This window comes from Chitinophaga sp. (assembly GCF_039596135.1).
Lineage (GTDB): Bacteria > Bacteroidota > Bacteroidia > Chitinophagales > Chitinophagaceae > Chitinophaga.
In genome coordinates, this window is the sequence record NZ_JBCNKH010000022.1 from 33046 (window position 1) to 50039 (window position 16994).

16 protein-coding genes are annotated in these 16994 nt (G+C 46.1%); 10 read left to right on the forward strand and 6 right to left on the reverse strand.

The window, feature by feature from the left end:
* From urtB to ABDW16_RS14885, 8 genes are all read left to right on the forward strand, one after another.
* Complete coding sequence (urtB, locus tag ABDW16_RS14850) at positions 1-1629, forward strand: urea ABC transporter permease subunit UrtB (RefSeq protein WP_343670713.1); 1629 nt, start codon at positions 1-3, stop codon at positions 1627-1629.
* 5 nt (positions 1630-1634) lie between these two features.
* Complete coding sequence (gene urtC, locus ABDW16_RS14855) at positions 1635-2663, forward strand: urea ABC transporter permease subunit UrtC (RefSeq protein WP_343670715.1); 1029 nt, start codon at positions 1635-1637, stop codon at positions 2661-2663.
* Positions 2654-3409 carry an urea ABC transporter ATP-binding protein UrtD gene (urtD, locus tag ABDW16_RS14860; RefSeq protein ID WP_343670717.1) on the forward strand — a complete coding sequence of 252 codons (756 nt, stop codon included), beginning with the start codon at positions 2654-2656 and terminating at the stop codon, positions 3407-3409. Before urtC ends, urtD begins: the two co-directional genes overlap by 10 nt.
* Entirely contained in the window at positions 3406-4113 is a 708-nt protein-coding gene (urtE, locus tag ABDW16_RS14865; protein WP_343670718.1) for an urea ABC transporter ATP-binding subunit UrtE, read from the forward strand. The genes urtD and urtE overlap by 4 nt, the downstream gene beginning before the upstream one ends.
* A gap of 46 nt (positions 4114-4159) precedes the next feature.
* On the forward strand, positions 4160-5941 hold the full coding sequence (locus tag ABDW16_RS14870; RefSeq protein ID WP_343670719.1) for an ATP-binding protein: 1782 nt from the start codon (positions 4160-4162) through the stop codon (positions 5939-5941).
* Positions 5942-5990: 49 nt separating this feature from the next.
* A complete protein-coding gene (locus ABDW16_RS14875; RefSeq protein ID WP_343670721.1) occupies positions 5991-6656 on the forward strand; it encodes a response regulator transcription factor in 666 nt (221 codons plus the stop codon).
* A 369-nt stretch (positions 6657-7025) separates the two neighbouring features.
* A complete protein-coding gene (locus ABDW16_RS14880) occupies positions 7026-7934 on the forward strand; it encodes a J domain-containing protein (RefSeq protein ID WP_343670723.1) in 909 nt (302 codons plus the stop codon).
* A 4-nt stretch (positions 7935-7938) separates the two neighbouring features.
* Positions 7939-8220 (forward strand): chaperone modulator CbpM, encoded by a 282-nt coding sequence (locus tag ABDW16_RS14885; protein WP_343670725.1) that lies wholly within the window; start codon positions 7939-7941, stop codon positions 8218-8220.
* Between the two features lie 132 nt (positions 8221-8352).
* Here ABDW16_RS14885 and ABDW16_RS14890 read toward each other — a convergent pair whose 3' ends face one another.
* From ABDW16_RS14890 to ABDW16_RS14905, 4 genes are all read right to left on the reverse strand, one after another.
* A complete protein-coding gene (locus ABDW16_RS14890) occupies positions 8353-9084 on the reverse strand; it encodes a hypothetical protein (RefSeq protein ID WP_343670727.1) in 732 nt (243 codons plus the stop codon).
* 5 nt (positions 9085-9089) lie between these two features.
* On the reverse strand, positions 9090-10964 hold the full coding sequence (locus tag ABDW16_RS14895) for a M1 family metallopeptidase (RefSeq protein WP_343670729.1): 1875 nt from the start codon (positions 10962-10964) through the stop codon (positions 9090-9092).
* Positions 10965-11066: 102 nt separating this feature from the next.
* Positions 11067-11363 (reverse strand): thioredoxin, encoded by a 297-nt coding sequence (gene trxA / locus ABDW16_RS14900; protein ID WP_343670731.1) that lies wholly within the window; start codon positions 11361-11363, stop codon positions 11067-11069.
* Positions 11364-11417: 54 nt separating this feature from the next.
* On the reverse strand, positions 11418-11936 hold the full coding sequence (locus ABDW16_RS14905) for a 2'-5' RNA ligase family protein (RefSeq protein ID WP_343670732.1): 519 nt from the start codon (positions 11934-11936) through the stop codon (positions 11418-11420).
* A gap of 49 nt (positions 11937-11985) precedes the next feature.
* Between ABDW16_RS14905 and ABDW16_RS14910 the strand changes: the two genes are divergently transcribed.
* Both ABDW16_RS14910 and ABDW16_RS14915 read left to right on the forward strand, forming a co-directional pair.
* Positions 11986-13434, forward strand: a complete 1449-nt coding sequence (locus ABDW16_RS14910; RefSeq protein ID WP_343670734.1) for a glycoside hydrolase family 28 protein — start codon at positions 11986-11988, stop codon at positions 13432-13434.
* On the forward strand, positions 13431-14243 hold the full coding sequence (locus ABDW16_RS14915) for an ankyrin repeat domain-containing protein (protein ID WP_343670736.1): 813 nt from the start codon (positions 13431-13433) through the stop codon (positions 14241-14243). Before ABDW16_RS14910 ends, ABDW16_RS14915 begins: the two co-directional genes overlap by 4 nt.
* Positions 14244-14310: 67 nt before the next feature.
* On the opposite strand, the gene ABDW16_RS14920 is transcribed toward ABDW16_RS14915, so the two are convergent.
* Entirely contained in the window at positions 14311-15189 is an 879-nt protein-coding gene (locus ABDW16_RS14920) for a right-handed parallel beta-helix repeat-containing protein (protein WP_343670737.1), read from the reverse strand.
* A gap of 246 nt (positions 15190-15435) precedes the next feature.
* Positions 15436-16992 (reverse strand): alpha,alpha-trehalase TreF, encoded by a 1557-nt coding sequence (treF, locus tag ABDW16_RS14925; protein WP_343670738.1) that lies wholly within the window; start codon positions 16990-16992, stop codon positions 15436-15438.
* Between the last annotated feature and the right edge of the window lie 2 nt (positions 16993-16994).

Sequence of the window (16994 nt, forward strand, 5' to 3'; positions counted from 1 at the left end):
ATGAGAAAATTGCTTATAGCAGCCCTTGTGTTATGGACGCAGTGGGCGATGGCTGCTACCGATAGCACGACCATATTCGTATCGCAGATTTTGCATGATACACAAAAGACCTACGCGATTAATCAACTCGTCACTTTGCAGGACCCAACTACCTTTCCCCTGCTGGGTGCGATTAACAATAAAAGGCTTTATCTATTAGATAATCAGGCTGTGACTACGGGGGAAAAATTCGATTCCCCCAATGGCATAACCACCTACGAGATATATTCTTTGTATCCGAAAAACGAATTGTTGGTCAACAAGAATGGTCAACCGCTTCACACCTCCATTGATGCGTTAACGGTAGTAGAGATCAGCCGCGCAGACAGGCTGCTGATCAACGGGCTGCTACCCATGCTGGAAATGTTCAGTACTGAACCTGCGAAAAGGATGCTCGCATATGGTCAGCTGAAAGACAGTCATGCCCCGCACCGTATAGAAATGTTACGGATGGCACTTGCGCAGGAGAGCAACGCTGATGCTTTACGCGCAGGCAAAGACATCCTGTACTACCTTGAATTGAATACGACTACTGAAGCCAGTATTGCCAAATTATATATTGACAGTCTGGCTGAAAACTGGGGCGATAACGCCCCGGTTTTCCTTTCCGAATATGCCCGTTCAAAAAAAGTACTGGCTGATTATGCAGGGCAAAAAGCCCTGGCGCTCGAGCGTCGTTATGATTACCTGCAAAAAGTGCAGAACCTGTTTAGTGGATTGAGCCTGGGAAGTATATTGATTCTTATCGCCCTTGGCCTATCGATTGTCTATGGCCTTGCGGGCATCATTAATATGGCCCACGGAGAGTTTCTCATGATTGGCGCTTATACCACGTATTGTATTCAAACATTATTTACAAACGTACTGAAGGTACCTTACACTGACCTGTTCTTTGTTATCTCTCTCCCACTGTCTTTCCTGGTAGCAGGTCTTCTGGGTCTCTTACTGGAAAGACTGGTGGTGAGACACCTGTATGCACGGCCGCTGGAAAGTCTGCTGGCTACATGGGGTGTGAGTTTGATTCTGATTCAGACTGCACGTTCTCTTTTTGGTGATCTGACGGCGGTGAAGACGCCTTCATTTTTATCAGGCGGATTGGCGGTATCGCCGCATCTCGTATTACCCTATAACCGCATTTTCATTATCGGGTTGACGGCTTTGATTGTGGCGCTCACTTACTTCATGTTGTACAAAACCCGGCTGGGATTGCAGATCAGGGCGGTTACCCAAAACAGGGGCATGAGTGCCTGCCTGGGAATTGATACAAAAAGAGTGGCGGCGCTGACTTTCTTTTTCGGCTCAGGACTGGCCGGTATAGCGGGTTGTGCGATGACGCTGATTGGGAATGTGGTACCTGATATGGGGCAGACGTATATCGTGGACTCATTCCTGGTGGTGGTGACAGGTGGTGTGGGGAAGATTGTAGGCACCATCGTGTCAGGATTAGGGATCGGCTTCTTTACCAAAATACTGGAAGCTTTCTTCCAGGCAGTGTATGGAAAGGTATGCATCCTGTTGTTCATCATGTTGTTTATGCAGTATAAGCCGAAAGGGTTATTTCCTTATAAAGGGCGCTTAGCTGAAGATTAATTTTTATGGAAAAGAAAATTTATTACCTGCTCTTCATCGCTTTCTTTGCCCTGCTTTTGCCGGTGGGGCACCTGATGGGACTGGTTTCTATCAATACAATATCATTATGGGGCCGGTATTTTTGTTTTGCCATTGCAGCATTGGGCATTGACCTGATCTGGGGCTATACCGGTATTCTCTCTATGTGTCAGGCATTATTCTTTTGTTTAGGCAGCTATGGCATTGCGATGCATATGCTGCTCAAAACAAGTGGTTCGGCTTTACCGGAATTCATGGTATGGAACAAGGTAGAATCGTTACCCTTCTTTTGGGCACCCTTTCAATCATTGGGTCTGACATTAATATTATGTCTCATCATTCCTTCGCTTTTTGCTTTCATAACAGGTTATATATTGTTCCGAAGCAGGATCAAAGGTGTGTATATGGCCATCATTACACAGGCACTGGCACTGGCCATGTGGCTGTTGTTCCTGCGCAATGAAACAGGGTTGGGCGGCACGAATGGATTAACTGATTTCAGAACTTTGATGGGCCTGCCCTTGTCAAATACGTATGTAAAACTGGGACTATACTTAGTATCCTTATTACTGTTGTGTGTCGCATATTTTGCCTGTAATAAAATGACGCATTCCAAATTCGGAAAGGTATTGCAGGCTATTCGCGACAGCGAATCCAGGGTGAGTTTTACGGCATACAAAGTGATGGATTACAAACTGGCGGTCTTTGTTGTGGCTGCCCTGCTGGCGGCTGTAGGCGGTATGCTCTATGCACCGCAAACGGGCATTATCACACCCGGTCGTATGGATGTAAAGGCATCTGTAGAAATGGTGATGTGGGTTGCACTTGGTGGCCGCGGCAATCTAAAAGGCGCTGTAGCCGGTGCTTTGCTGGTAAATTTCCTGTATAGCATCTGCACCAGTTTATTCCCTGATTCCTGGTTGTATATACTCGGGTTCCTCTTTGTGATCACGGTGTTGTTTTTTGACAAAGGCTTTATAGGTCTGTTTTCTAAAAGAAAAGAACCATGCTATTAAGTGTAAATAACCTGGCGGTATCCTTTGGCGGGGTACATGCCTTATCGCTCAGCCAGTTTAGTTTGCAGGAACGGGAACTCCGTGTGATCATTGGTCCTAACGGCGCTGGTAAGAGTACGTTTCTGGATATTCTCTGTGGCAGAACAAAACCCGATACCGGCGAGGTATTGTTTAATAACAAACCCATTACGGGCATGACAGAAGTGAACATTGCCAGACTGGGTATAGGCCGTAAATTCCAGCAGCCATCAGTATTTCCGGGGCTCACGGTCTATGATAATCTGTTGCTGGCGGCGAAGATGAAGAAGGATATTATTTCATCTCTTTTTTTTCGCCCAACACAAATATTGAAAGCGCGTATACATGAAGTAGCAGAAAAGATTGGCCTGACCAAAGTGCTTTCTTCTATTGCCGGCGCTTTATCGCATGGTCAAAAACAGTGGCTGGAAATAGGCATCGTGGTGTTGCAGGATCCGAAGTTGTTACTGATTGACGAACCTGCTGCCGGCATGAGTGATGAAGAAACTTACAGAACAGGCGAGCTACTGCTCGAGCTATCCAACAATCACGGCATCATCGTGATTGAACACGATATGAAATTCGTTCAACAGATTGCCCGGGAAAGGGTAACAGTATTGGAAAGAGGGAAATTGCTGGTAGAAGGGAGTTTTAACGACATCAGAAATGATCAGCGTGTAATCGACTGCTACCTGGGGCGTAACAATACTCAACTCGAAAACTTATGAGTCAGATTTTACAGGTACAAAACGTAGTGGCTGCTTACGGCCAGAGTACCATTCTGTGGGGCACCAGTCTGGATGTAACCGCAGGTGCGGTGACGACTGTAATGGGACGTAATGGAGTGGGTAAGACCACCCTCTTAAAAACCATTATGGGCGTAATTAGTGCCAGAGAAGGTTCCGTGATTTTTAAAGACAGGGACCTCACTCCTCTTGGGCCTGCCGGCAAAGCTAAAGCAGGGATTGCTTACGTACCACAGGGCCGGGAAATTATTCCCAAACTCACCGTGTACGAAAACCTGCTATTAGGGTTAGCCGCGGCCCCTGACCGTAAGGCAGGGATTCCGGAGGAAGAAATTTATCACCTCTTCCCCATCCTGAAAGATTTCAGGAAGCGGGCAGGTGGTAACCTGAGTGGTGGCCAACAGCAACAGCTGGCCATTGCGAGGGCATTGGTAAGCCGCCCTTCCCTGCTGTTGCTGGATGAGCCTACTGAGGGCATACAACCCAGCATTGCGCAGGAAATAGGACATATTCTGCAGCGACTGGTGCAGGAGAAAGGGCTTTCTGTACTACTGGTGGAGCAGAAGATTGACTTTGCCAGGCAGGTGAGCGACTATTATTATTTTATGGACAGAGGCAAAATGATCAATCATGGCAGTGCGGAGGAAATGGACTTTGCTTCACTGGAAAGGCATATCGCAGTTTAATAAAAGACTACCTAACAGGACAATATTTTGCTATCTTCATAGCTATATGCATCGTTCCTCTGAAGATCGCCGGGTATTCAAATTTTTCACTGCCATGTATGCGGTGGCGCTCACCACGCTGGCCGTGCTCTCCATCGTGAGCCAGATTGGCATTCAGCAGGCATTGAGTCACCAGATGCACGATTCGCACGTGATCAACTTTGCTGCGCGGCTACGTACGTACAGTCAGACGCTGAGCAAACTGGCACTCCTGATCGAATCGGGGCAGGATATTGAGACCAACCGCAAGGAGTTTACCAATACCCTTATGCAATGGCAGAAGTCGCACGAAGGGCTGCAATCCGGCAGTAACTTCCTGAACCTGCCTGCCAATGACCAGGATGAGCTGAAGCAGATGTTCGACATTATCCGGACGCCACACCAGGAAATCTGGAAGGCGGCTTCTGAAATGAGCACAATTCTGAGCGGTGATCAGCCTGCGGATACCGCGAGGATCCATCCTTATGTGCAGACCATTCTTGCGTATGAGAAGTCTTACCTGCTGGGAATGGAACTGATTGTATTTGACTATGACCGGTTTTCGAAAGAGCGGGTACGGAAGCTGAAACAGATGGAATACCTGATGCTGGCATTGGTATTATGCACGCTGATGATTGAGGCAGCGGTGATTTTTTACCCGCTCTCTATGCGGATCCGGAAGGTGATCAAAGGACTCATTGCATCTGAGGAGACTTCCAAGCAACTCGCGGACCAGCTGCGGGAGGCGAATAAACTCATGGAGCAATCCCATAATGAGCTGCGGGAAGTGACATATGCATTGGACAGGGCGACCTATCTTGTAAAAACAGATCATGAAGGGCATATTATTTATGCCAATGATAAATACTGCCATGTAACGCGATATAGTATGTCGGAGTTGCGTGGCAAACCGCTTTTTCATCATTACTTCGATCACCTGAATGACCCCGCCCGCAGGATGGAAGTATGGCAGGGAGAGATCTTTGACCATGCCTCTGACGGTACAGGGTTCTGGCTGGATGTGACGATGATACCTGTGTTTGACAATACCGGCAGGCTTTATCAGTATATGGTCATTTGCAGTGACATTACCCGGCGTAAAAATACAGAAAGGGAAATACGGCAACTGACGGAAGAAAAGCTGCGCCGGCAGGATATGGAGCAAAAGATCCGTAGTTATGCCATGATCAGCGGGCAGGAGAAAGAACGCAAACGGGTGGCGGCAGAGATCCATGATGGTATTGGCCAGATGCTGACCAGCCTGCGGATGAAGATGGAACAGGTAGAAGATAAGCTACCTGCCCCCAACCCGGAAATTACCAGGGTGAATGGGCTGCTGTTTAGTATTATCACTGAAACCAAAAGGATCTGTTCTGACCTGTTGCCCAGTGTGCTGGAGGATTTTGGTTTGCGTGCAGCCATAGAAGAGCTGATAAAGACCTGTAGGGAAACAGCGCGCAATGTAGTGTTTAGCCTGGAGGAGTGTAACCTGTCGCAACCTTTGCCCCGGGAGGTGGAGATGGGGGTGTATCGCATCCTGCAGGAGGCCCTGAACAATGCGATTAAACATGCACATGCCACACAGGTAGATGTACATATAGACAGGGAAGAGAATTTCCTGAACCTGATGATTCATGATAATGGAAAAGGGTTTTATTATGACAGTCAGCACTTCTTTTCGCGGGAGCAGGTGAAGAAGATAAACGGGTTGCGGAATATGAAGGAACGTGCAGAACTGCTGGGCGGCACCCTGAGTATTAATTCACAGCCGGGAAAAGGCACAATTATACAGCTGGAAATCTCATTTTAGAAAACGCTCACAACCCTGAAAAAGGCACAATTAAACAATTAGAAATCTCATGGATAAAATCTCGGTATTTTTAGTCGACGATCATGAAATATTCAGGAATGGCTTGAAACAATTGATCAACAGTGAACCGGATATGGAGGTATCAGGCGAAGCCAGCACCGGCGAAGATGCCTTGCATACCCTGAGCAGTACCCAGCCTGATGTCGTGATTATGGATATCCGGATGCCCGGTATCAATGGCCTGGAAACAAGTACAGCCTTGCTGAAGGCGAGCCCCCGTACGCATATATTATTCTTTAGTTTATTTGATGAACCGGACTATGTAGCGGCGGCACTGGAAATGGGCGCGAGTGGGTACATTTTGAAAGACACGAGCAACAAGATCTTTTTGAATGCGATCCGGACAATCCATAATGGGAAGTACTATTTCATTGGGGAGGTGAGCGATATACTGGTAAAGAAATACCAGGCGGCGAGGCAGAGTGCAGCACACCCGGTGGCGCAGGCGGCGGATATTTCGTTGTCCAGGAGGGAGGAGCAGATTATCAGGATGGTGAATAATGGGCTGAACAATAAGGATATTGCGGAGAGCCTGGGATTGAGTATCAGGACAATTGAGGCACATAGAATGAATATACTGCGAAAGTTCCAGGTGAATAGTATTGAGGAGGTGATTGAGTATTGCAGAAGTGCGAATTTGTTGAAGGAGGAGTAGGATTTTTCTATAGACAGACATTATTACCGGCCGTGGCCCTCTGACCAAACCCCTTTGAAAATTTGAATTTTCAAAGGGGTTTGAGCTTTTTAAGACAGTTAGGATCAATTTGTACAATTTTTTCCGTGTTTTGTGCATTGTCCCCCTTCCCCATCCTACCTATTTTTGCTTTACTAATTTGATCATCATCATATTAAAATAAATAGTTACAATACAGTGTAACAGTTGTAGGTTTAAGAAATAGCCGGAATACTCATATTCCGGCTTTGTCATTTGGGCAGTTTTTTATAGCGAACCGGACTTTCCGTCATACTCTTCTATTCCGGACTGACTTTTGTTGCTACCATCACAAGAGAATAAATATTACATATGGCTTTTATAGATTATTATAAAGTACTGGGACTGGACAAAACAGCTTCAGCCGATGATATCAAAAAAGCGTACCGTAAGCTGGCGAGGAAACACCACCCCGACATGAACCCGAACGACAAAGAGGCTAACCTGAAATTTCAACAGATCAACGAGGCGAACGAGGTGTTAAGTGATCCCGACAAGCGTAAGAAATACGACGAGTACGGCGAAAACTGGCGTCATGCGGAGCAGTTTGAGCATGCTAAGCAGCAACAGCAGCAGCAGGGTTATACCTATAGTGGTCAAACGGGTTTTGAAGGCTTCGGAGATTTCTCCGGGGAGCACTTCTCAGATTTCTTTGAATCGCTGTTTGGCCGCGGTGCTGGCAGTGGTCGGGGCCGTGGAAAATATCGTGGTCAGGACTACCAGGCCGAATTACACCTGGGCCTTCGGGAAGCAGCCACTACCCACCAGCACACCCTGAAAGTAAATGATCAGAACGTGCGCATTACCATCCCTGCGGGTATTGCCAATGGCCAGGTGATCAAACTGAAAGGCCATGGTGCTCCGGGGGGCAACGGTGGGCCGGCAGGCGATCTGTACATCACCTTTATCGTGGAGGACGGTGACCATTTTAAACGCGTCGGAGATGACCTGTATGCCACAGTAGATGTAGACCTCTATGCAGCATTGCTGGGTGGAGACATTACCTTCGATACACTGAACGGAAAGGTAAAACTGAAAGTAAAACCTGAAACACAGAACGGAACAAAGGTCAGACTGAAAGGTAAAGGATTCCCTGTTTACAAGAAAGAAGGTGAATTTGGAGATCTCATTATCACCTACAATGTGAAATTGCCTACGGGGCTGAGTGAGAAAGAGAAAGAACTGATCCGTGAGTTGGCTAATGTTTCATCCAAAAACTAGTATCATGATTTCCATTACGCAATATTGCACGATTCATAATATCGATACATCTTTTGTACATGCGTTAGCAGATGAAGGACTAATTGTACTCACCATTGCAACTGACGGACCTTTTATTGAAGAAGAGCAGCTGCCTGAACTGGAAAGTTATACACGCTGGCATTATGAGATGGGCGTGAATACTGAGGGAATTGATGTGATCAGGCATCTGTTGGGGAGGATAACTGACATGCAGAAAGAGATGCGAAATCTCAGGATGCGGTTACGGTTGTATGAGGGAGATTGAGGGGCTAATCAGAATCACCATTGCAATCGACGGAAAATTGAAACGGGATGTATCTTAGTTTGATACATCCCGTTTTTTGGAGAATAGTTTTCGTGTTTGTGATGGGTCTTCCTTTATTTTTGAGACATACTGCTATTTTTCCATCAACCACTGTGCTCTTTTTGCCTCCAGGTCATAAGTAAGTACCCCATTTCGCATTCCCACATACACCATACTCCGGTATACCACCAGTGACCGTGGAAACAGGTATCCCTTCCAGAAGCCTTTTTCTATCAGCGAATGCGATATGCCTTTTTTATCTATTGACAGCAAGGACTTTTCTGTTATGATAATAATATTGCCGGCATCATCCAAATCTGCTGCCAGTGGCGTGGCAGAGAGTTTTTTGAACGGTATGGTTCCTTTGGTTTTATCGATTTTGACAATGCTTTGTACTGTATCGGCAACAATGCCATAGATAGCATTATCATTTTCCAGCAATTTAATCAAAGGTAGTTCTGCAATTTTACGTTTGTTTTTCCCGTTAGGGTCAAACCAATACAGGCTCCCTCCTGCCGCTGCCCTGTAAAAAGCAACCAGGTAGCCTTCGCCGGTTTTTAAGATAGACCGGTTACCTGTCAGCTTGCCTGAATCTTCGGGTGCAGGCGTAATCAGAAAGGGCAGTGATTGATTAGCAGCCATCAAACTTTTTGTCGCATACACCTCGCCGTATTTCATGTACACGGCATAGTCATCGGCACTCTTTTCATACTTCGACAAAGTAGCAGAGTCCTTGGGAATAGGATGTGACTTCCAGTTTCGCAGGAGCAAACCTCCATCCTGAAAAGAAGCCACGCATAGGGATAGTAATAACAATAAACGCATGGTTGCTATTTTTTCCAGTCATTGTCTGCCGGGGTTGCATCCATAAAGATGCCGCCATCCAGTTTTACACCAACCAGCTTTTTAGCGATCGGCACTGTGAGCGCAAGGTCTTTAGCACCAGGCATCCACACGGCAGGAGTTTTATGTACGATCTCAGTCGTACCATCTTCATAAGTCAGCACAATATCAAAAGGAATGGCAAAACCACCCACATTACTGATCCCTAAATTTACAGTTTTTGCCTGTTGATCGAAACGAGATAATTTCAGGTCAATATAGTTATTGGAAAAGAACCAGTTATTGAAGAACCAATTCAGGTTTTGCCCGCTACCCGCATTGATGGAATTAAAATAATCCCATGGAATAGGGTGCTTACCGTTCCAGTTATTCATATAGGTATGGAGGGCTTTTTTGAAAACCGCATCCCCCAGTAAATCCTTCAGGGCGAGGTAAGATAAAGAAGCCTTACCGTAGGAGTTATTGCCATAACCATGACCGCTTACCTGGTGAGACTGTGTGATGACTGGCTGATCTTCTTCAGAAGAAGGATCGCTGATATACCCTTTCACGCGGAAGTTTTTGTAAAACTGATCCGCTTTCCCCTTCCCTCTTTCTGCAATTGCAATCAGGTATTCGAAAGTGGTGGCCCAGCCTTCATCCATGTAGGCATAGCGGCTTTCGTTGATACCCATGTAGAAAGGAAAGTAGGTATGTGCAATTTCGTGGTCCTGTACGAGCTGGCTGAATTCCAGGTCATCTCCAGTCGTTTCATCATTCACCATCATAGGATATTCCATGTCGGCATATCCCTGGAACGCTGTCATGGTCGGGAAAGGATAAGCTACGCCCGGCCACTGGGTAGAGAAATAATTCAGTGCGTAATGAGAGAATTCCACGGAGTGATGAAAGTCGGCCGCATTGTCATTAAATGCTGCCTGTATGCTGGTTCTGCGTTTGGTGGCGCTGTCCACAACTACACTGGCGGCATCCCATACGTAATGGTTGCTGAGACCAATGGTGGCGTCGGCGATATTTCTGGAAGTAAAGATCCAGGTGTTCCATTTATTCTGGCGGGTTACCTGGTGACTTTCCATATCAGCTTTGGTGGCAATGTGGATTACATTGTCAGATGAGTAACTGCTTTTGAGCCTTTGGGAAAAAGCGGGTTGTAGCACATCGTCCGGGTTTTGCAACGTGCCGGTGCCCCATACAACGTAGTTGGCAGGCACCCTTACGGCTACTTTGTAGTCGTTGAAGTCGCTGTAAAATTCTACCCTGTCCATGTGCTCGATTCTGTCCCAGCCATTGTAATCATCGTAAACAGATATACGGGGATAGAAGTAGGCCAGGAAGAAGGTAGTGCTGTCAATACTGCCTTCGCGGCCACTTTGTACGGACATGTCGTAGTGCCAGCTAATGTGGAGCTGCATACTGTCTCTGGCATTCAGAGGTTGAGGCAGATCTACATTGGCGACGGTACCTACATTGTTGTCGAAATCGACAGGAGTACCATTGACGATGAGGGTATCTATAAAAACGCCGTCGGTCAGAAAATCTTTGCTGACGTAGCCGGAGCGGGGCGCCTGGTTTTTATGAATATTACAGATCAGCCGGATGACGATCTTGCGAAGCGTATCGGGGCTATTGTTGATATAACGGATGGATTCGGTGCCGTAAATGGTACGGGAAGGAGGATTAGCGGTAACCTGGATGTCGTATCTGCCGGTATTTTGCCAGTACTTTGTGCCGGGCTTACCGTTCATGTCCCGGGTTTGATTGGTATAGGCTTTTTTGATATTGCGGGGTTGGTAGAGGTCCTGCCCGTGAATGATAGTGACGATGCCCAGTAAAGCTACCAGGCTGCTAAAAGATTTGATCATGTGTACGCTGCTTTCAATATTTTTACTAAAAATATATATATTTTTCAGGCCATGATCAAATTTTCCAGCAGCGGTAGATTTATGTTTAAGCGTGTTGGTTACCTATGCATTTTGACGAAGAATCTGTTCAATATTATGCCCCGGTACCACCCCAGACTGGCGCCAAAGTACCTTCCCATTTTTAAAAAGAATAAGTGTAGGCACCCCTTGTATCTGGTAGGCAGCAGCGGCCTGCGGGTTTTTATCTACATCTACTTTGATAATGCTGGCAGATTCTCCCACTTTTTTCTTCACATCTTCCAGGATAGGAGCCATTGTTTTACAAGGTCCACACCATGTAGCAAAGAAATCTACCAATACCGGTTTATCGCTGTTAATCATCTCTGAAAATGTTGCCATGGTAGTTTTATTTTTGGAATATAATGCAACAATTATTCCAGCAGGAAAGTGGTGTCAGAGTGGCAGGAACGGGTATTTCTCAATCAGCCTCCAGGGGCCCTTCAAATATTTCCACATGCTGAACCCGATAGTTGCTATCCTGAAAGGTGTGAACCCCGCACTCAATTGCTGGTGTAACTGCTGGGCTTTAAAAGCAGTCACCTTATTTTGTACGGTAATGTGTGGACGTAAAACCTGTTGATCCTGCTTGATTAACCATGGTCCAAAAGCCGTCTGCATTTCTTCATGTAATTTTCTCAACTCTTCCGAAACCAATGTATAGGCAACACAGGTACCCATGACGTGTACATTATTTACTTCTAAAGTAATAGGATTTCTATTGGCAAATTTCGTGAGTATATCCGGAATACCTACTTCATTAGCAGGTAGTTTATGAAACAAGGTGATATGTGCATCCAGGTAGTTGGCATGTGCGGGAAAATGCTTTTCCCGCAGGGCGTTAAAAAACGCCTGATCAACAGGAGCCAGATCCAGTGTAATAATCAACGTGCCCGTTTGTAAAATTTGTCTCATGTAAGGTGGCAAAAATACGTAAATTAGAAAACGATATAATTCCCGTTTCATGAAACAGCTTTTTCTATTAGCAGCGGCCAGCATCCTTTCCCTTCCTGCCCTATGCCAGAAGCATCCAGTTGAATATTACCTGAATAAGGCGCCATTTCCCATGCAGGCTATTCAGGAACCGGCCATTCCTGCAGCCCGGTTCTCCCTGAGTGATTATGGTGCTGTGGAAGGTGGATCTGTTTTAAACACAGCCGCTTTTGAACGTGCTATAAATGCCTGTGCTGCTGCCGGCGGCGGCCATGTAATTGTACCTGCGGGTACCTGGCTGACAGGGCCGATCGTATTAAAAAGCAATGTAGACCTCCATGTAGAAAAGGGTGCCATCGTATTGTTCACTCCCGATCGCACACAATACCCATTATTACCCAATGGTCGTAAATTCGAAGTAGCCCCACCCATCAGCGGCCGGAACCTGGAAAACGTATCCATTACCGGCGAAGGTACCTTTGATGGCAATGGCCAAAGCTGGCGACCACTGAAAAAAATGAAAGTCACTGCCACACAATGGGACCAGGTAGTGGCTTCAGGCGGTGTGGTAAGTGATGACGGGAAAATATGGTGGCCGAGTAAAGAAGCGATGAATGGAGAGCACTATTTAAAAACATTGAAACCCGATGCGACTCTTGCCGACTATCTTCCCGCCAGAGACTTTCTGAGACCTAAGATGGTAGTGATCACTAATAGCAAACGGGTATTGATAGATGGGCCTACCTTCCGGAACTCCCCTAACTTCGTGCTAAATCCGCAAAAGGTGAATGACCTGATTATCCGGAATACCAATGTATTCAACGAAGCCTGGGCACAGAATGGCGATGGAATAGATATCAGTGCCTGCAAAGGCGTGATTATTTATCATACTACCGTCAATGCCGGGGATGATGGAATATGTATGAAGTCAAGCGGGGATGGTTCGCAGGCGGCCCTTTCAGATATCCTGATTGCAGAGTGTATTGTATACCGTGCACACGGTGGCTTTGTGATCGGGAGTAATACAGATGGCGGCATGCGCAATATCTATGTTACCCATTGCTCATTTGAGGGTAGTGACGTAGGCATACGTGTAAAGAGCAACAGGGCCAGAGGCGGCCTGGTGAAGGATATTTATATTGATAGTATCCGGATGGTGAGTATTGTAAATGAAGCGATATCTTTCGATACGTATTATGAGGCAGCTACCCTTTCAGGAGGGAGTGAAAAGCTCCCGGAATTCAGAGACTTTTACATTAGCAATATTATTTGCAACGGGGCGAAAACAGCGATGCTATTTCGCGGACTACCTGAGATGCCTGTGCATGACCTGCACTTTAAAAATGTATACATTCAAGCCAACAAAGGCGTAGAAGCAGAAGCCATTAAAGATATCCAATTTGAAAATGTACAATTAAAAACAGCCCGGCAGCCAGCCATTCCACCAGGTGCTGCACCTTTTATTAAAATCACCTTATGAGACCTTATTACTTATTGTTGTTTGTAATTTTCGCTGCATGTAATTTTTATGACAAAGACCTGATGCACGCAGTGATCAATAAAGATGAAGCAAGTATACGTTATGACCTGAAGCACCATGCTGATACAGAGGTCAGAGATGCAGAGGGGTTCACACCATTAATCAGGGCTGCGGCAGATGATGAGCCGAACATTGTCGCAACCTTGTTGGGTGCAAATGCGAATACTGAAGCGAAGAATAATTTTGGAGAAACGGCCCTGTCACTAGCTGCTTTTAAAGGATTTAAGACGACTGTAAATGTGTTATTGTCACACAGTGCCAACGTGAATGCGTTGAACAGGGATAGTGTATCGCCTATTATGTATGCTGCCAGCAGGGGGCATATTGATATTACAGAAATGCTATTGAGACAGGGGGCGCAGTTAGACCTGGTATCCAGGGAAGGATTGACACCGCTGGCGTATGCAGTGTCTAATGACCATGAAGATATTGCAAAGTTGTTTTTAGATCATGGGGCGAAGGTCGATTTTAAAATGCATGATCATGAAACAATGCTGATGTTGCTGGCAAACAGGCATAATGTGTCATTAACAAAGTTATTGCTGGATCGTGGAGCAGATGTAAATGCGGCGGATGATTATGGCAATACGGCGTTGATGAATGCCTGCAGGAACAGGGATACGGGAATGGTGAAATTGTTATTGACTTATCATGCGAGGGTGGATGTAAGAGATAGTAATGGGGATTCGCCATTAGAGCATGCAAAGCGTGCGGGAGATAGCGGGGTGATTGCGCTGGTTGCTAAATAGCGAATTTCATTTTATAAAAAACTCGCTTTTACCTTGCAGCAAAAGCGAGTTTTTTCTTATGCTACATTTACAAATCACTTAAACCTGCTGCATTACCTGTACCACTCAAACCGCTATAAATAATCACTCCCTTTGCATTGCCATTCCTTGTAAAACCCCAACCCGGAGAGTTGTAATTAGCCACACAGTTCGTAATCGTATGTGCAATGCTCTGACCAGAGCTGCCTAACTTAAATCCATTTCCATCACCATTAGAACCTTTACCATTATGCTCTGCAGTGCATCCGGTGATCTTTACAGGATATGGGTTACCATACAGATCCCATCCATCATCTGAATTGTAGGAAGCATAACAATTGGTAAAAGAATTGCCGGAACCGCTGGACAGTTTACATGCAAAACCATCAGCGTCTTCACCACCGGCAGATACATCGTAGTTCTGATTTGAATGACAGTTATTGACACTTACATTGTAGGCGCCATTGTACACCTGGATACCAGTATTACCATTGTAGTCAGACGTGATATTGTTTACATAGTTATTACCACCTGACTGGAATACGATACCCGAAGAAGGGCCGCCGGTAATGTGCATGTTCTGGATATTCCAGTAGCTACCATTTACTTTCACAGCCCAGCTACCTGCATTGGCAGCATTAAGTGTTCCACCGGAGATATTGATCTTGGAACTGGAAGTACCGCTATTGAGTAATTGCAGGGTACTGGTCAGGTTAATGGTGCCGCTGATGGTAATGATATCACCTGCTTTAGCATTGGCTACGGCCGTTTTCAAGGCAGATTCGGTGGTGACGGTAGTGTTAGCGGCGGCAGTTACTTCGCCAATGCGGGCAGTAGTAGTGGGAGCCGGCAGCGTTACCTGGTCTTCATTTTTGCTGCAGCTGGTACATGCTAATACCATTAGGGCAATCATGAGATTGTTCTTCATAACTAGGAAATAAGAGGGTTAAGAAATGAGGGTATGTTAGCTGCGCAACTATGTCAATTTTACAATAAATGCAGGATAAGTGAATAAGAGAGCGGAGATTTATTTACGCAATCGTTCCCGGCAACGATGGCGGATATAATTGGAGATGCGGGGATAGTGGTTGTTCAGGCAATTTGCGGAGATGCAGGTATTACACCTGTTCAGGTAATTTGCCAGGATACAGATATTACATCTGTTTGCATGATATCACGGATACCTCAACTCGCCCCTCTCCTGCATATGCAGGATCTTTAACAACACCCCATTCGTCCAGCCAAACCCATCCTGGTTTGGATACTCTCCTCCCCCTCCGGCAAGTGTGGTATCTACTACATTATACTTCTCTAACAATTTTCCTGTCGCCCTAAAAGTCTTAATGTTCAAATGCGACCATCTGGAGGCAATCTCTCCAGCCAGCGTATCTTTATGATATTTCATCAACCCTGCAATCGCCATCCAGTGCAACGGCGCCCAGCCATTCGGTGCATCCCATTGCTGCCCTGTCTCAATCGGCGTTGCCACCAATCCTCCTGGTTGCAGAAATTCTTCCCGCAATTCTCTCATCATCGTATCTGCCTGCGCCTGCGAAGCGATCCCAAAAAACAACGGGTACATTCCCGCCAGACTGGGTACTCCCGTTCTGCTATTTTTTTTGAAATCATAATCCATGAACCATCCCTTGCCATCGTCCCAGCAATATTTGATGATATCTTCCGCTCTTTGCTTTGCCGCTTTTTCAAAATCAGCCGCTTTCGAAGTATTCCCTTTCTCACGATAGGCAGCGGCCAATGTCATTTCCAGGTGGTACAACAAACAGTTCAGGTCTACAGGCACGATATCCGTCACATGAATCGTCTTCAGCGAATGACCGTCTTCAAACCACCGGCTGCTAAAATCCCAGCCTGTTTCAGCACAGGAACGCAGCTCTCTGTACACGGTTTCTTTAGATTTATGGTTAACAGGCCGTTGGGCTACCTGAAGATCTTCTGTCCATGCTTCTTCCCGTGGCCATGTTCCTTTGTCAAAATACCTGTTCAAACGATGTCCATCTGGCAGATATACCACATGCTCATCCGTTTCTTTTAGTGTCGTATGCATCCAGAAGTCGTATTCCTTTTGCAGGGCATCCAGGTAAACCGAAACAGGACGATTGTCCAGTTCCAGCATCAGGGAAAAGAAAGGCGGCTGTGAACGTGTCAGGTAATAGGTACGGTTTCCATTTGGAATACTACCATAGTTCTCAATCAGCCATACAAAGTTTTTGATGATATTATCAATTTGTGCCGTATCGCCATCCTCTTTCAGTCCTAACATGGTGAAGTAACTATCCCAGTAATACACTTCCCTGAACCTTCCGCCAGGCACGATGTAGGGATGTGGCAAAGGGATGAGCGATCCGCCTGTCTCCTGTTTATCAGGTGTGCGCTGTAATACCTTCCATAGTGATTGAATATGTGCAGACACGTTCTGCGTTGTATCAGTTATATAATCAGCTGCCGCAGGTGCAGGAATTATAAAATGATCATTCACAAATGCAGCCAGCCGGAAGGAAGGCTGTTCCTTTTGCCGTCTGTAATCAGTCATGATCTCGCCGGGTGTTTTCTTTGGAATAGCGTCAGCAAAGGTTTTGCTATCCGCAAAAATATGCGCTGATTGTACGTCTTCGAAAAGCCCTGGAAAGAGCCGGACAGGAGACTCCTCTTTGGTAGTTGGCCTGCAGGCTGCAAAGAGCACAATCAGGCAAATGAAAGGTATTGTTCTCATAC

What these genes read in the sequence shown, in the direction of transcription:
- urtB (WP_343670713.1), top strand. Translation starts at nt 1, where the DNA reads ATGAGAAAATTGCTTATAGCAGCCCTTGTGTTATGGACGCAGTGGGCG.
- urtC (WP_343670715.1), top strand. Translation starts at nt 1,635, where the DNA reads ATGGAAAAGAAAATTTATTACCTGCTCTTCATCGCTTTCTTTGCCCTG.
- urtD (WP_343670717.1), top strand. Translation starts at nt 2,654, where the DNA reads ATGCTATTAAGTGTAAATAACCTGGCGGTATCCTTTGGCGGGGTACAT.
- urtE (WP_343670718.1), top strand. Translation starts at nt 3,406, where the DNA reads ATGAGTCAGATTTTACAGGTACAAAACGTAGTGGCTGCTTACGGCCAG.
- ABDW16_RS14870 (WP_343670719.1), top strand. Translation starts at nt 4,160, where the DNA reads ATGCATCGTTCCTCTGAAGATCGCCGGGTATTCAAATTTTTCACTGCC.
- ABDW16_RS14875 (WP_343670721.1), top strand. Translation starts at nt 5,991, where the DNA reads ATGGATAAAATCTCGGTATTTTTAGTCGACGATCATGAAATATTCAGG.
- ABDW16_RS14880 (WP_343670723.1), top strand. Translation starts at nt 7,026, where the DNA reads ATGGCTTTTATAGATTATTATAAAGTACTGGGACTGGACAAAACAGCT.
- ABDW16_RS14885 (WP_343670725.1), top strand. Translation starts at nt 7,939, where the DNA reads ATGATTTCCATTACGCAATATTGCACGATTCATAATATCGATACATCT.
- ABDW16_RS14890 (WP_343670727.1), bottom strand. Translation starts at nt 9,084, where the DNA reads ATGCGTTTATTGTTATTACTATCCCTATGCGTGGCTTCTTTTCAGGAT.
- ABDW16_RS14895 (WP_343670729.1), bottom strand. Translation starts at nt 10,964, where the DNA reads ATGATCAAATCTTTTAGCAGCCTGGTAGCTTTACTGGGCATCGTCACT.
- trxA (WP_343670731.1), bottom strand. Translation starts at nt 11,363, where the DNA reads ATGGCAACATTTTCAGAGATGATTAACAGCGATAAACCGGTATTGGTA.
- ABDW16_RS14905 (WP_343670732.1), bottom strand. Translation starts at nt 11,936, where the DNA reads ATGAGACAAATTTTACAAACGGGCACGTTGATTATTACACTGGATCTG.
- ABDW16_RS14910 (WP_343670734.1), top strand. Translation starts at nt 11,986, where the DNA reads ATGAAACAGCTTTTTCTATTAGCAGCGGCCAGCATCCTTTCCCTTCCT.
- ABDW16_RS14915 (WP_343670736.1), top strand. Translation starts at nt 13,431, where the DNA reads ATGAGACCTTATTACTTATTGTTGTTTGTAATTTTCGCTGCATGTAAT.
- ABDW16_RS14920 (WP_343670737.1), bottom strand. Translation starts at nt 15,189, where the DNA reads ATGAAGAACAATCTCATGATTGCCCTAATGGTATTAGCATGTACCAGC.
- treF (WP_343670738.1), bottom strand. Translation starts at nt 16,992, where the DNA reads ATGAGAACAATACCTTTCATTTGCCTGATTGTGCTCTTTGCAGCCTGC.